Origin of the sequence: Amphibacillus sp. Q70 (genome assembly GCF_052055485.1) — a bacterium.
Classification (GTDB): domain Bacteria; phylum Bacillota; class Bacilli; order Bacillales; family Amphibacillaceae; genus Amphibacillus.
Genome location: NZ_CP197171.1, coordinates 3,897,214 through 3,911,572, shown reverse-complemented (window position 1 = coordinate 3,911,572; position 14,359 = coordinate 3,897,214). Strand labels below are relative to the sequence as shown.

The window sequence follows — 14,359 nt, the reverse complement described above, 5'->3', positions numbered from 1 at the left end:
AACGAAATAAGATTCATTTTCATCAAATTTTCACATTAGACAAGTATGATAGCGGATAGTAGAAAAATGGAGGATTAGGATATGGTAATAGTAACCAAGGTTATAGCAATTGGAATCATTATTATCAGTTTCATTATAGGATTTGTTTTCTTCTATATATTCGGTGATTTTCTAAAAGAAGAAAAGAAAAAATATATAGAAGCATTGATTTCACAATTACTTAATTTCATTATTTTTATTTGGATTGGAAAAATATTATTAAATTTTTCCTTGTTTGTTCAGGATCCTCTTGCTGTACTGGCTTACCCAAGTGATTCAAAAGCGTTTTATCTGGCAGTCCTGTTTACTGCCATCACTGTTATTTATCATTTGAAGCATAAAAATTTAGAAACATTAAAGTTTTTTGAAGCGTTTACACATATCTTTTTACTCTCTCTCTTTTTCTATGAGTTTTTTCAAGTGATTTTGGGAAACGACCTATACGCAATTGGGTATCTGATTGTATTGGTTATATTGCTGATTACATTCTTTTTGCTACGTAGTTACCTATCAATTTATCTGTTCTTGAAAATAGTATTAACAGGTTGGACTATAGGTATGTTGGGACTGAGTTTTATTTATCCTTTTGTCTCCGTGTTTGGTTATCTAATCGAGCGATGGTTTATCCTTATGTTTTTTACTGGTTGTTTGTCGGTTCTAATTATAAATGAAAGGAAGAGGAAAGCATAATGGGTATTATTGAAACAGATACAGTGTTACTAATGGGGATTGTCTTAGCTCTTGGAGCAGGTGCGTTGTCCTTTTTATCTCCTTGTGTATTACCAATTTTCCCTGCCTATATGTCTTATATTACCGGTATTAGTGTAAAGGACTTACAGGGAGATCATAATACGAAGATTCGCAGAAAACTATTAAGTCATTCATTCTTTTTTTTACTGGGAGTATCTCTGGTATTTATCAGTTTAGGGGCTAGTGCTTCTTTTTTAGGACAATGGGCGCAAAATTTACTGATTGGAGATACAGGTCTACTCATCCAGAGAATGGCTGGAATTTTTATTATATTTATGGGGTTATTTGTTGCTGGATGGATTACGGTACCCGCTTTAATGAAAGAAAGGCGCTTGCATCATACTAAAAAACCAGTAGGATTTATGGGAACTTTCTTTGTTGGTTTAGGATTTGCTGCTGGGTGGACACCTTGTATTGGACCCATTTTTGGCTCTATTTTGCTATTAGCGGCTACAAATCCCGGACAAGGGATATTCTACACGGTTTTTTATGTCATAGGTTTTGCCTTGCCTTTCATTATTTTAACGTTTTTTCTAGGCTCAACGAAATGGATCGTACGTTATAGTGGAATAATCATAAAGGCTGGAGGACTGTTGATGATTATAATGGGCCTCGTTTTATTTTTTGGTTTGATGCCTCGTATTTCCGCATTTTTGCTTGATTTAATACAAGATACATGGCTGTCCCGATTAGGATAAAAACGGGGGGGATTATACAATGAAAAAAATAATACCTATTATCATTGTCATAGGGATGCTTGGTTGGGCTATATTTGAGTTTGTAAGTTCATCGTCTGATACAGAAGTGGAGGATGATGCGAGGTTAGGTAATAGTATAACCACTCAACCCAGGGAAGAATCGAGTGCAGAAATGAACTTAGATGAAATCGGATTGGAAAAAGGAGAAGTTGCTCCTGATTTTGAAGTGACCACATTAGATGGTGAACAAGCGAAATTATCTGATTATCAAGGGGAACTTGTTATGCTTAACTTTTGGGCAACTTGGTGTCCTCCATGTCGAGCAGAAATGCCTGATATGCAAAAAATTAATGATGAAGAAGATATTACTATATTGGCAGTTAATATGACGGAAACAGAAAGGAACAAGGAAGTAGTTGTCGATTTTGTAAAAGAGTTTGATTTGACTTTCCCAATATTAATGGATGAAGAATCCGCTATTATGGAATCTTATGAAATTTATGCATATCCAACATCATATATGATTGATTCAAATGGGAGGATACAATTCATTAATCTTGGTGCAATGAATTATGACCAAATGTTACAGCAATTTAAACGTATGGAGTAAAAAATAATAATATATGTAATGGAACTTAGTTAAGTGGAAATTTTTCTATAAGGTTGAGCTTTGACAGATTGGGAGGTGTTTTGATGAGAAAAGCGGTCATGGCAATTATCTTGTTAGTGATGTTTGGCTGGGCAATATATGAATTTGTATTTCAATCGGATGATTTACAAAAAGATCAGGAAGTGGTTGAAGAAGTGGATAAAGAAGAGGTAGAAAATGAAGAATTGTCGGAAGAAAGTGGTCAGGAGTCTTCTCAGATAGAAAATACCGTTGGATTGGAAATTGGTAATATTGCACCAGATTTTCGATTAACAACATTAAATGGAGAAGAAACTGCTCTATCAGATTATCGTGGCAGTAGGGTCATGATTAATTTTTGGGCAACTTGGTGTCCGCCATGTCGCGCAGAAATGCCGGATATGGAAGAGTTCTATCAAAATACAGATATTGAAATTCTGGCGGTTAACTTAACAGAAACAGAGTCTGATATCAATCAAATACAACAATTTGTAGATGAATATGACTTAACTTTTCCCATTTTACTAGATGAAGTCATTGAGGTGGCAGCTATTTATGCGATACAGCCAATACCTACTTCATTTATGATAGATTCGGAAGGAATTATTCAGTTTAAAACATTTGGTCCATTAACGTATGAGCAAATGATACAAGTGCTTGAGACTATGGATTAATTCTCTGTCATAGTATAATGGACAAGAGGTGAGTAGAATGGAACAGACCATATTAGTGGTGGAAGATGATAAAATGATCCGAGAGCTAATCAGTACGTATTTAAAAAAATTCGGATACCATGTGTTGGAGGCGGCAGACGGGGAAACAGCCAAAAAAGTGTTCTTGACTAGTCATCCGTGTATGGTCGTACTTGATTTAATGCTACCCAAACTGTCAGGAGAGGAATTCTGTACATGGATAAGAGAGCAAGAACGAAATGAGGTATCTATCATTATGCTGTCAGCGAAGGCACGTACAGAGGATAAAATTCATGGGTTAAAAATCGGTGCGGATGATTATCTTACAAAACCTTTTCATCCAGAGGAGCTGATGGCTCATGTAGAAGCTGTTTTACGACGGACGGGTCAGTATTGCCAAAAAATAGCACATAAAGGTCTATGTATTAAACCACGAAAAGGTGAGGTATTACTGTTTGATAAGAAATTAGAACTAACCAAACATGAATTCAATCTTCTATATACCTTTATGGAAAACCCAAATGTAGTTATTTCTAGAGAACGATTAATGGAGCAATTATATCCTTATGCAGATAAATTAGTTTTGGACCGTACCATTGATGCGCATATAAAAAAGTTGCGAAAAAAAATTGAAAGTAATCCAGCTTTTCCAGAACGTATTATTACAGTTCGAGGAATGGGGTATAAATTTGTCACAGAATAGATGGAGAAGCATTTTCATTCCGAAGCGTTTTTTATTGCGATTGACGATTATTAATATCATTGTAATTGTTGCTTTTGTTATGCTTAGTAGCTGGGCTATTTATAATACAGCCTGTATGTTAGCAGATGGATTATTTTCTATGTCATTACAAAAACAAAACCAATTTGAAGCAATGCTTTTTCAATATTTATGGATATTTAGTATTTCCGCTGTTATTTTAGGTAGCCTTATTCATTTTTATTTGATGAAAAAGGTTATGCAGCCATTAAAAAAATTAATTTACTCCACGAAAAAGATGAAGCAAGGTCAATATCCAAGTCCAATCCAAGTGAAAGAAAATGGTGAAATAGGGGAATTAGTCTGTCATTTTAATGATTTGGCTCAACAATTAGCAACTAATGAACAGCAGAGAAAGAAACTCGTATCTGATTTATCACATGAGTTTCGGACACCATTGACGAATTTGAATGGTTATTTAGGTGCTTTGCAAAGTGGAATGATTGAGGGAGATGAAAAATTATATCAATCTCTTTATGCGGAATCAACAAAATTAACTCAACTAGTAGAACAAATGGAACAATTGAAAGAATGGGAAAATATGAAGAATAGAACTTTTGATAATAAGGTACCAGTTGATATGAAAGAGTTCATTGAAAAATCAATTGAAATATTTCATTGGTCATTGGAACAAAAAGGGATTGAATTAGAGGTTGATATTCATTCAGGTATTGTTGATATCGATCAGACCAGCATTTCGCAGGTGCTTAGTAATTTATTAGATAATGCTATTCGCTATTATGAAGGCTCAAACGCAATCATTGTACGAGGTGAGAAATTACCTGCGGAATATAGGGTTTCCGTAACAGGATTAGGTCGAGACCTTTCAGAAATTGATAAGGAAAAAATCTTTGAGAGATTTTATCGTACGGAACCTTCGCGGTCACGAGAATTAGGAGGATCTGGTTTAGGATTAGCTATTTCAAAAGAAATAATCGAACGACACAAAGGAAAAATAGGTGTTCAATCCAAAGGGAATATTCATACTTTCTGGTTTATATTACCTTATACTTAAAAAGACATGAATGACCAGTAATAGGGTTATTTTTCATTTAGCTTGTTCGAATCTGAGGAAAATTATGTTTTAAAAGGCGGTTTCGGAAGCTGTTTCTAAATAAAAAATTGATTGTCGCTCAAAGTGTAATCAACTATAAGGACACAGAGAAAATAATGGATGACAAATGTGCATCGATTATTTTCTTTATATTGTCGTGAATGAATGGAAAAGTTTCCAAGGACTATCTAAATGTGGTCGGTTAGTATAGGACCTAAGATCCGTTATTCAAAATTAATAAAAAAAAGATCGTCATGTGGAAATCCCATCAAGCAGAAAAGATTGCATTTAGTTTTAACTAAATACAATCGAGCAGCATGATGAACACTAACATAATCCTACCCCATTTGACGTGATTTTAAATACTGTTTTAAATTTCCCCATCCTTATTGTTTATGTTCTATTAAAATAGCTTTAGCGCAGGTAAACTGACTGGTCGAGAAAAACATTATGTTCTGGCACTCAGAATAAAGAAACACTTATTCTTGCTATGAACGGCATGGTAACTCTCCTTATTCATGTAAAACACTTATATTTATTAATGATCTCCACTGCAAATATTGTTCACAATTAAATCCTCTTTAATATAATTTTGTGACCAAGAACAAATGCTTTCTAAAATTGGTACCAGTGTTTCGCCTTTTTTAGCTAAAGAATATTCTACTCTAACAGGGATTTCATTGTATTGAATACGTTCAATCATTTCATCATTTACCAACTCTCGCAATGTATTGGATAATACAGAGTCTGTAATGTCTAACATCTCATCTTTAATTTCATTGTAGCGCAGCACGTCTTTTTGACTCAACATGATAACAATTCGAGATTTCCATTTTCCTTCAATCATTTCCAGTCCGTATTCTAAAGGACATCTGTATTCTTTTTTTATTTTGTGTTCATACATTTAAAGCCATCCTTTCACTAAACGCTGATTTAATGAGAACTATTAAAAAAGTGAGTTACTAATAAATTTACAAACCTATTTAACTAACCAATGTCAGATAGTATACTACCATTATAAAAAGGGGGTGACTTAAATGGCAACTATTAAAGCTTATTTAGAAATCACAATGAGAATACCAGAAGAAAATAGACCTGCAGCGGTAAAGGTTTATACTGATTATCGTGAACCTTTTTTATCAACAATTAAAGGAGCTTTATCCAAAGACCTCCTTGTTCGTGAAGAAGATGTACAAGTTCTTCATGGGTTCGATACTAAGGAACATGCGGATGCCTATCTTCAAAGTGAATTGTTTAATAATGATGTTTTTGTAGGCTTGAAAGATGTTTGGATTGAAGCACCTGATGTACGCATTTATAGTGTGTGACATCGCTAAATAAATTCAATGAAAGATTGCCGTTCAACACTTATGAATGGTAATCTTTTTTTATCTCATTATTAGAGGTTCTTTTAACATGAGGAGGTTAAAATGTTACCCTTATTATTTTTAGCTATAATTTTTCTTACAATCATCATTTTATTAGCATATAATAAGCCACTATATCAAGCAGTATTGGGCGGTTTAGCCGTTACTGTTATATTATTTCAAATCCATCCACTAAATTGGTGGGTGATCACTTCGAATGTATTTATAAATTGGAGTAATTTTTCAATTTTAGTTTCTTTGTATTTGATTACCTATCTACAAAAAATGTTAGAGGAAAAAAAACAAATTAAACTTGCAGAGCAAGATTTGAATGGCTTATTTCACAATCGAAGAATAAATACGGCTATTGCACCATTATTCATTGGACTTTTACCTTCTGCTGCTGCCATGATCCTCTGTGCTGATATTGTAGATAATACTACAAAAGACTATTTAGATCCTACAGAAAAAGCTTTTGTTACTAGCTGGTTTCGTCATATTCCAGAAAGTACTTTACCTACATACCCCAGTGTATTGCTAATGGTTACTTTATCAGGAGTTGCCTTGCCTAATTTTATGTTTGCAATGTTTGTACCGATTATTGTTCTAGTTCTACTTGGCTATGTACGATATTTGCGTAAAATTCCAAAAGATCCTGAAACACCTAAAAGTCAGAATCGCTACAAAGACGTTTTACGTTTGTTCCAGCATTTATGGTCACTGTTCTTAATTTTAATTTTGATATTAGTTTTCAAGTTCCAAGTTGTTACGGCAACATTAATTGTTATTTTTCTTTGCTTTTTCGTGTATCGTTTTTCTTTTGAGATGGCTAAAAAATTCATAAAGGAAGCATTTGAATTAAAATTGCTAGGTAATATGCTTTTGGTCCTGATTTTCAAAGAATTTATTGATCACGTTGGGGTACTAGAATTATTACCTAAAATCCTTTCTTATTTGCCAATTCCAATGTTCTTAATTCTAGCAATTTTGTTCTTTGTAGGTGGAATTATCAGCGGGGCAGCAGGCATTATAGCTTTGGGTACCCCCATTGCGTTTGCGGCGATTCCAAATGGTGGAGTACCATTGATGGTTCTACTTATGTGTATGACCCATGCAGCTAGTCAACTTTCTCCTACACATGTTTGTTTGTTAGTGGCATCCGAATATTACCATATTTCCTTAATGGATTTATTAAAAAAGACATTGCCATTTTCTTTGTTATTTGCTTTCTTAATGATTTTTTATTACTTGTTCTTGGTTCATATTTTTTAAAAGACAAAATAAAACGATACAGTTCTATGATTAATCATAGAACTGTATCGTTTTTTGAAAATTCGCTTAATTATGCATTAACATGATATTTCCGATTCAATTTTTCAATTTGAAATTGTTTAGTCTTGAGTAAGGTGAAAATAAAAAGGAATTCTAAACCATTCATAATTGGGAAATTTTTAATCCAAATGGCTAAAATACTCCCTACAATCATAATTATTGTCCCCACCAGGAGCCAGTAAAAGCGAAACTTTTTCAATAAAATAGCTCCGATGATACCCACGATTACTGTAGTGATGATCACCATGAGTGGGAATTTTTGCTGTACAACACTTTCATAGGTTAAGATGCCATTTTTCCATGTGGGTTCAAGCACAAGGTCTCTTATTGAACTAAACCATTCATAAAAAATTAACCCCAGTGTAATAAGAAATATTAATCCTTTAGCTATTCTATTTTTCGCCCAGGGTAGACCAAGTTTAATACAGATCTGCCAAGCAAAAAGAACGAGTGTGGGTGTAAATAGGGCATGGAGCCAATAGCGAAGATAAGTTAAATTTGCTAATGTTTGTCCTTCACCGATAAAACGTCCGAGTCCGATGATCGCATTGTCATAGATAAGTCCAATGATAACGAGAAGTAGCAGATTGGATGGCTCAAATAAACGATGATTTTGCCCAAGTTTTAAACCCCAGATCAATAATAAAAGATAACCTATTGTCAGCAAACCGTAAATGATGGTATCCATTAAATCACATCCTTTTTAACTTAGCGTTTACAAATGGAGGAGGAATATTCTGACTCGATTCTCTTTGTTCAGCAAGACAAGGTTTTTTTGATTATTTAATCACCAGAAAAAATAGCTATTTTATTCCTTCTGGAAGCTTAAGCTGGGTACTAATTTCTAAGCATCTAAATATGAGCAGGAGTAAAAAGATCATGTATATATTAATGCTTGTTTGCGAACTCTTTCTATAGAAAGAAGAGTTTTTCTAATTATAATTTTAAGGAGAGATGAATCATGGCTGTAACGACGATAAAAGCAAAGACAGTGTTACAAGAGCAAGTAGTAGTGGAAGCAGAAGTACGTGGTCACAAGGTGAGAATTGATGAGCCTGAGCATTTAGGAGGGACAGATACAGGGATGAATCCAGCGGAATTACTGCTTTCCGCATTGGGTGCATGTCAATCGATTGTTGCACGAACTTATGCTGAAAAATTTGATATTGATTTGAAACAATTCTGGGTTGAATTAGAAGGAGAACTTGATACAGATGGTTTTTTAGGAAAATCAGAAGTTCGACCTGGTTTTTCATCGATTCGATCAGTTTTTCATATTGAAACAAATGCTCCTAAAGAAAAAGTTCAAGCATTTAAAGAACATATTGAGGCCCATTGTCCAGTAGGGGATACAATTCATCACCCTGTCGACATGGATTCCGCAAAAGTAGTTATAGAAGACTGAAGAAATCCACGATCAATGAACATTCAATATTAAAAAATACCATTAGTATCAATTTTCCGATTTATGTAAAGTTTTATTTTGTGTAATGCAAATGAAAAAATATGAAACTGTTGCAAAATTTATCACAGAACCGTCCGTAAAACTCAGGGCAACAATGGTCTTCGATAAGACGAGTAATCGTACTAAGGAAAGCTGCGAAGTATTTGCATCGCAAGAATAAGTGCCTTACTTATTCTGAGTGCCAGTCCCAATCAGTGAGAATAAAAAGAACTCAGACTAAAATCGCCGCATCCTGGGACTGCGGTTACTCGTCCCACCGGAAACATCTGCATGACATACTTCCTGTAGACCTAACTCCCACTGATTGAAATTTCATTTTATGATGTATATATCTTGTGATAGCTTCTTTTTCTGTTAAGTTTAACTCCGATCTAGAAAAACTAAGTAGAGCACTTCTATTCCGTATTTTGAACTTCCAATCCAATCAAAATGTCGGATAGGGTACTTCTATCACGTGTTTTGGACTTTGAATCTAATTAAAATGTCGGATAGAGTGCTTCTATTCCGTATTTTGGACTTCCAATCCAATCAAAATGTCGGATAGGGTGCTTCTATCACGTGTTTTGGACTTTGAATCTAATTAAAATGTCGGATAGAGTGCTTCTATCACGTGTTTTGGACTTCGAATCTAATTAAAATGTCGGATAGAGTGTTTCTATTTCGTATTTTGGGCTTCCATTCTATGCAAGAAGTGATACGGAATATTTTGTCATTCTTTTTATTCAAACGTCTAATTTAAAAAGCTGAATAGAATGTTTCAATCCCATTTTTAATACTCACAAAGAAAGAAGTTATTGAAAACTTATATTTCATTGTGCAACAGCCCTATACTTTTAAAGAGATAAAAAGAGAGATACATATATAAACTACGAATAAAATAATTAATGCCAAAATCAATTCATCGATCATCATTTTGGATAAACATAAATATCGATCCGACTGACGATATGTTACATTATAAGTATAGAGAGATGCACTGAAGAGTAAAAATGACTTTATTAATAATCTAAATGAAAAATTAAACAGGCAAGGAGCAGTCAAATGAATAAAATTATGATTATTGAAGATGATCCTAAAATTGCAGCTTATTTATCGTCATATATTTCAAAATACAATTATCAAGTGATTGTCATCGATGCGTTTGATCAAATTATCGATCACTTTCAAGCACATGAGCCAGATCTGGTCTTATTGGATATTAACCTCCCCTACTATGATGGCTTTTATTGGTGTCGTCAAATACGTAATATCTCGATTTGTCCAGTTATTTTTATTTCCGCAAGAACAGGGGAGATGGATCAGGTGATGGCGATCGAAAACGGTGGTGATGACTACATTACCAAACCCTTTTCACCGGAGATTGTGATAGCTAAAATTCGTAGTCAATTGCGGCGTGCATATGGAGAGTATGCAGGAAACCAACAAGAACGCATTCTAGGATTAAAAGATTTAAAACTATATCCTGAGCGCCAAGAGTTACATTTTAATGGTCGTCTCATTGATTTAACAAAGAATGAATCCAATATATTAGAGCTCTTAATTGAACGTCATCCAAGGGTAGCAGGAAGGGAAGATCTATTGGAAAAATTATGGGATGATCAGACGTTCGTTGATGAGAATACACTTAATGTCAATATGACGAGAGTACGAAAGAAACTTCAAGATCTTGGGATTAAAGGTGCAGTGGAAACCGTTAGAGGGTCTGGCTATCGTTTGAATGTAACGTGGGGAGTCGATCAATCATGATCTTATTTTTAAAGGAACATATCGGGTTATGTGTCAGTCAATGTATTCAAGTCGCTTTATTTTGCTTAATCCTAATTTTAGGCGGTTTTCGTGATTACACTATTTTATCATATGGCATATTGATCAGTTTATTTATTTTAGCGTGTTATATCGTGCTTCATTATCAGCGCCGAAAACATTTTTATCAAAAAATGTCATCAGAACCGATTGATTTACAGCAATTGCTTGAGAAAACTGATCAGGCTCCGATTGGAAAAGCATTTGATCAATTAGGGGTCGCACAATATCGTTTATATCGTGATCAATTAGAATCCGCAGAACAAGACCAAATGAATCACTTGAAATTTATTGATCGTTGGGTACATCAAATGAAAACACCTCTTTCCGTTATTGAATTAACCGCAAAAGAGTTAGATGAACCTGAATCATCGAATATAAGAGAAGAAACGGAAAGATTGAAGAATGGCTTACAGACAATTCTTTACATGGCTCGAATGCGTACGATTCAAGAGGATTTTCAAATTAAACCTGTCAAGTTAAAAAAGCTGATTCAAGATGTCAATTTGGAGAACAAACGCTTTTATATTCGACATGATGTTTATCCATATATCATGATTAATAACGACCAGACAATGGTTGAAACGGATGAGAAATGGCTCTACTTTATTCTAGATCAATTGTTGCATAATGCGGTTAAATATACAGCGGGAAGAAGTAATCGGATTGATATTTCTGTTTACAAAAAAGCAGGTGCTGCTGTTTTAGAAATCGCTGATTACGGTGTTGGTATTCCAAGCCATGATATTAAACGAATCTTTCAAGCATTCTTTACTGGTGACAATGGTCGAAAATTTCGTGAATCAACGGGAATGGGGCTTTATTTAGCAAAAGAAGTGACGGATTATTTAGGACACAGACTTGAAGTAGAATCCACCATTGATGTAGGAACCACTTTCCGAATTGTCTTTACTAAAACACAGACACTGACTTGAAAAATCTCTTACCTTACAAAAATGTAAGTCTATTGAAAGAATAATCGATCGTGCAAGTGGAACAATGGGCTTAGAATATATGTATAAGTTAATGATTAGGAAGGGGAATTTTTTATGCTTCAAGTCAAGCAAGTCAGTAAAATATACGAAGGTAAAGTAGCCTATCGTGCGTTAACAGATATTAATTTAGATATTCAAAAAGGTGAATTTGTTGGTGTTATGGGTCCATCTGGAAGCGGGAAGACAACACTTTTGAATCTGATTGCAACCATAGATGAGCCGACAACGGGAACGATTTTAATTGAAGGTGACAATCCTTATCACCTGAATCGAAATAAATTGGCAAAGTTTCGTCGCCGTTCACTAGGGTTTGTGTTTCAAGATTTTAATTTGTTAAATACCTTAACAGTTAAAGAGAATATTGTTCTACCGCTAACTTTAGATGGAAAACGTGTTAAGGATATGAATGAAAAAGCTGAGCAAATTGCTAAAATCCTAGGTATTTCTTCAATTATGAATAAACGGGTTTATGAAATATCCGGGGGACAAGCTCAACGTGCTGCCATTGCACGTGCCATGATACATGATCCGAAACTTTTACTTGCAGATGAGCCAACCGGAAATCTGGATTCAAAATCATCTAAAGATGTGATGGAGATGCTCGTTACCTTGAATCAAAGTGAAAAGGCGACCATGCTGTTGGTGACACATGATCCGCAAGCGGCCAGCTACTGTGATCGAATTGTTTTTATTCGAGATGGACAGTTTTATTCAGAAATTCAGCAAGGAGATAATCGCAAAGCCTTTTTCCAAAAGATCATCGATACGCTCTCCTTTTTAGGAGGGGATGACCATGACTTTTCGTCAATTCGTGATTAATAATGTCATTCGTAACAAACGTTTGTATGCCGCTTATTTTTTAAGCAGTTTATTTACAGTGATGGTTTTCTTCACCTTTGCGATGTTTGCTTTTCACCCTGCCTTTGGGACTGGAAATATTGAAGGTGAGGCTTTGTTTGGTATGGGTGTTGCAGGTGGAATCATCTATATTTTCTCCTTTTTCTTTATTCTCTATTCGATGGGCTCTTTTTTACAATCACGTAAGAAAGAATTTGGGTTGCTGATGCTGCAAGGGATGTCGATGAGACAAATTCGTTTCATGGTATTTCTAGAAAATATGTTTATCGGTGTCTTGGCAACTGGAATTGGGATTGGTTTAGGGACACTGTTTGCCAAGTTGATTCTTTTAATCGCTGAAAATGTGCTTGTGATTGAAGAATCCTTATATTTCTATTTTCCATTATGGGCAATTGTCATCACGCTTGCTTCATTTGTGCTCTTGTTCTTTGTGATTTCCTTTTTTGTCACGTTTGTTTTGCGATCAAAAAAATTGGCAGAATTGATTAAAGCAGACCAAACACCTAAAAAAGAACCTAAAGCTTCGATTTTCTTGACGATCGTTGCTGTTCTTCTCATAGCTGCTGGGTATATCACTGCCATGTTTGTTCCAGGAGCCATGGTTGTTCTCGTGATGATACCAGTCATCATTGTTGTGGTTATCGGCACTTACTTTTTATTTACCCAATTGAGTGTCTTTATCATCAATGCTCTGAAAAAACGTAAAAGTATGTTTTGGAAGAAGACGAATATGATTTTGCTTTCTGATTTATCGTTTCGAATGAAAGATAATGCCCGTACCTTTTTTATGGTAGCCATTATTTCAACGGTTGCTTTCAGTGCGATTGGGTCATTATTTGGTTTTCAAACCTATTTAACTGGTGGGATAAAAGAGGTGAATCCATATTCATTCATCTACTTCTCTGCTGAAGAACAAATGGATCAGGAAATGGAACAAGGCGTAACGACCGTCAATCAGCTGCTTGAACAGCAAAATATTGAGACAAGACAAGTGAGTACTGAACTGGAATATTTTCAGACTGATGATGAATCTACAACGCTGATTGCTAGTGAATCAATGTATAATGCGTTTGCTGAGTTATTAGACCGGGATGAAGTACAACTCGACAGCAATGAAATCATTGGGGTTCGTCAGAGTGCTGCTATCATGGGTGGTTATATCGAAGAAACCTTTAGTGATCAACCGGTTCAACTTGAAAATGGTGAGGAACTTAAACTAAAAGAAATAATTGATGGTGATGTTTTACCTGAAATAAATTCGCATTACATTGTTTCGGATGAAGCGTATCAATGGTTGCCTGAATCTGTACGAAGTCAAGAATATATCGTCTGGCAAGCGGACGATGGTCAAGAAGAGGCAGTTATTGAAGCGGGTGAACGACTAACCGATGAATTAAGTGAGACAGCACCTTATAATTTCCAAGCGATTGATCATATGGTTTACACGATTAATAAGTCTTATGCTCCAGTTTTATTTATCGGCTTGTTTATTGGACTTGTTTTCTTTGTTTCGGCTGGAAGTTTCCTTTATTTTAGATTGTTCACGGATTTGGATCAAGATAAAGCGAAATTTACCGCAATTAACAAAATTGGACTTACCAATAAAGAATTGAAGAAAGTGATCACTCGACAAACAGCCCTGCTATTTTTTGCACCGATTGTCGTGGCATTAGTTCATGGCGCTGTTGCCTTAACCGCACTTTCTCATCTGTTTGATTATAATCTTGTGAAAGAGTCAAGTATGGTTCTCGGTAGTTTCTTTGTGATACAAATCCTTTACTTTTTGATTGTCCGTTTTATTTATATTAAGCAAATTAAAAGTTCAATCTAGAAAGAGTGATTTTTATCGAATACTAGATTAGTTAAAGTTAGTAACACTTTCTGATTAATTAGAAAAACGAGGTTTTCTCCAAGTTTA

15 protein-coding genes are annotated in these 14,359 nt (G+C 34.8%); 13 read left to right on the top strand and 2 right to left on the bottom strand.

Annotated elements, in window-relative coordinates:
• Positions 1-81 precede the first annotated feature (81 nt).
• The 6 genes from ACS127_RS17810 to ACS127_RS17785 all read left to right on the top strand — a co-directional run bounded on the left by ACS127_RS17810 (position 82) and on the right by ACS127_RS17785 (position 4,582).
• A complete protein-coding gene (locus tag ACS127_RS17810; RefSeq protein ID WP_440896354.1) occupies positions 82-729 on the top strand; it encodes a hypothetical protein in 648 nt (215 codons plus the stop codon).
• Entirely contained in the window at positions 729-1,487 is a 759-nt protein-coding gene (locus ACS127_RS17805) for a cytochrome c biogenesis CcdA family protein (protein WP_440896353.1), read from the top strand. Before ACS127_RS17810 ends, ACS127_RS17805 begins: the two co-directional genes overlap by 1 nt.
• Positions 1,488-1,506: 19 nt before the next feature.
• On the top strand, positions 1,507-2,097 hold the full coding sequence (locus tag ACS127_RS17800; RefSeq protein WP_440896352.1) for a peroxiredoxin family protein: 591 nt from the start codon (positions 1,507-1,509) through the stop codon (positions 2,095-2,097).
• A gap of 83 nt (positions 2,098-2,180) precedes the next feature.
• Positions 2,181-2,789, top strand: coding sequence for a redoxin domain-containing protein (locus tag ACS127_RS17795; RefSeq protein WP_440896351.1), 609 nt, complete (start codon positions 2,181-2,183; stop codon positions 2,787-2,789).
• Between the two features lie 37 nt (positions 2,790-2,826).
• Positions 2,827-3,510 (top strand): response regulator transcription factor, encoded by a 684-nt coding sequence (locus ACS127_RS17790; RefSeq protein WP_440896350.1) that lies wholly within the window; start codon positions 2,827-2,829, stop codon positions 3,508-3,510.
• Positions 3,497-4,582, top strand: coding sequence for a sensor histidine kinase (locus ACS127_RS17785; RefSeq protein ID WP_440896349.1), 1,086 nt, complete (start codon positions 3,497-3,499; stop codon positions 4,580-4,582). Before ACS127_RS17790 ends, ACS127_RS17785 begins: the two co-directional genes overlap by 14 nt.
• Before the next feature lie 577 nt (positions 4,583-5,159).
• Here the strand turns inward: ACS127_RS17785 and ACS127_RS17780 are convergent.
• Positions 5,160-5,525 carry a winged helix-turn-helix transcriptional regulator gene (locus tag ACS127_RS17780; protein ID WP_440896348.1) on the bottom strand — a complete coding sequence of 122 codons (366 nt, stop codon included), beginning with the start codon at positions 5,523-5,525 and terminating at the stop codon, positions 5,160-5,162.
• Between the two features lie 133 nt (positions 5,526-5,658).
• On the opposite strand from ACS127_RS17780, the gene ACS127_RS17775 reads away from it, so the two are divergent.
• Positions 5,659-5,949: a hypothetical protein gene (locus ACS127_RS17775; RefSeq protein ID WP_440896347.1), complete on the top strand. Its 291-nt coding sequence runs from the start codon at positions 5,659-5,661 to the stop codon at positions 5,947-5,949.
• Between the two features lie 102 nt (positions 5,950-6,051).
• The gene (locus ACS127_RS17770) at positions 6,052-7,260 is read left to right on the top strand and encodes a DUF401 family protein (RefSeq protein ID WP_440896346.1); all 1,209 of its coding nucleotides are present in this window, start codon (positions 6,052-6,054) and stop codon (positions 7,258-7,260) included.
• A 70-nt stretch (positions 7,261-7,330) separates the two neighbouring features.
• Here ACS127_RS17770 and ACS127_RS17765 read toward each other — a convergent pair whose 3' ends face one another.
• Entirely contained in the window at positions 7,331-8,008 is a 678-nt protein-coding gene (locus tag ACS127_RS17765) for a hypothetical protein (RefSeq protein ID WP_440896345.1), read from the bottom strand.
• Between the two features lie 273 nt (positions 8,009-8,281).
• On the opposite strand from ACS127_RS17765, the gene ACS127_RS17760 reads away from it, so the two are divergent.
• From ACS127_RS17760 to ACS127_RS17740, 5 genes are all read left to right on the top strand, one after another.
• A complete protein-coding gene (locus ACS127_RS17760) occupies positions 8,282-8,725 on the top strand; it encodes an OsmC family protein (protein ID WP_440896344.1) in 444 nt (147 codons plus the stop codon).
• A gap of 1,101 nt (positions 8,726-9,826) precedes the next feature.
• A complete protein-coding gene (locus tag ACS127_RS17755) occupies positions 9,827-10,531 on the top strand; it encodes a response regulator transcription factor (protein ID WP_440896343.1) in 705 nt (234 codons plus the stop codon).
• On the top strand, positions 10,528-11,523 hold the full coding sequence (locus tag ACS127_RS17750) for a sensor histidine kinase (protein WP_440896342.1): 996 nt from the start codon (positions 10,528-10,530) through the stop codon (positions 11,521-11,523). Before ACS127_RS17755 ends, ACS127_RS17750 begins: the two co-directional genes overlap by 4 nt.
• Positions 11,524-11,637: 114 nt before the next feature.
• On the top strand, positions 11,638-12,402 hold the full coding sequence (locus ACS127_RS17745) for an ABC transporter ATP-binding protein (RefSeq protein WP_440896341.1): 765 nt from the start codon (positions 11,638-11,640) through the stop codon (positions 12,400-12,402).
• A complete protein-coding gene (locus ACS127_RS17740; protein WP_440896340.1) occupies positions 12,377-14,272 on the top strand; it encodes an ABC transporter permease in 1,896 nt (631 codons plus the stop codon). The genes ACS127_RS17745 and ACS127_RS17740 overlap by 26 nt, the downstream gene beginning before the upstream one ends.
• Positions 14,273-14,359 lie beyond the last annotated feature (87 nt).

What these genes read in the sequence shown, in the direction of transcription:
- ACS127_RS17775 (WP_440896347.1), top strand. Translation starts at nt 5,659, where the DNA reads ATGGCAACTATTAAAGCTTATTTAGAAATCACAATGAGAATACCAGAA.
- ACS127_RS17810 (WP_440896354.1), top strand. Translation starts at nt 82, where the DNA reads ATGGTAATAGTAACCAAGGTTATAGCAATTGGAATCATTATTATCAGT.
- ACS127_RS17760 (WP_440896344.1), top strand. Translation starts at nt 8,282, where the DNA reads ATGGCTGTAACGACGATAAAAGCAAAGACAGTGTTACAAGAGCAAGTA.
- ACS127_RS17770 (WP_440896346.1), top strand. Translation starts at nt 6,052, where the DNA reads ATGTTACCCTTATTATTTTTAGCTATAATTTTTCTTACAATCATCATT.
- ACS127_RS17745 (WP_440896341.1), top strand. Translation starts at nt 11,638, where the DNA reads ATGCTTCAAGTCAAGCAAGTCAGTAAAATATACGAAGGTAAAGTAGCC.
- ACS127_RS17750 (WP_440896342.1), top strand. Translation starts at nt 10,528, where the DNA reads ATGATCTTATTTTTAAAGGAACATATCGGGTTATGTGTCAGTCAATGT.
- ACS127_RS17765 (WP_440896345.1), bottom strand. Translation starts at nt 8,008, where the DNA reads ATGGATACCATCATTTACGGTTTGCTGACAATAGGTTATCTTTTATTA.
- ACS127_RS17795 (WP_440896351.1), top strand. Translation starts at nt 2,181, where the DNA reads ATGAGAAAAGCGGTCATGGCAATTATCTTGTTAGTGATGTTTGGCTGG.
- ACS127_RS17805 (WP_440896353.1), top strand. Translation starts at nt 729, where the DNA reads ATGGGTATTATTGAAACAGATACAGTGTTACTAATGGGGATTGTCTTA.
- ACS127_RS17790 (WP_440896350.1), top strand. Translation starts at nt 2,827, where the DNA reads ATGGAACAGACCATATTAGTGGTGGAAGATGATAAAATGATCCGAGAG.
- ACS127_RS17740 (WP_440896340.1), top strand. Translation starts at nt 12,377, where the DNA reads ATGACTTTTCGTCAATTCGTGATTAATAATGTCATTCGTAACAAACGT.
- ACS127_RS17800 (WP_440896352.1), top strand. Translation starts at nt 1,507, where the DNA reads ATGAAAAAAATAATACCTATTATCATTGTCATAGGGATGCTTGGTTGG.
- ACS127_RS17755 (WP_440896343.1), top strand. Translation starts at nt 9,827, where the DNA reads ATGAATAAAATTATGATTATTGAAGATGATCCTAAAATTGCAGCTTAT.
- ACS127_RS17780 (WP_440896348.1), bottom strand. Translation starts at nt 5,525, where the DNA reads ATGTATGAACACAAAATAAAAAAAGAATACAGATGTCCTTTAGAATAC.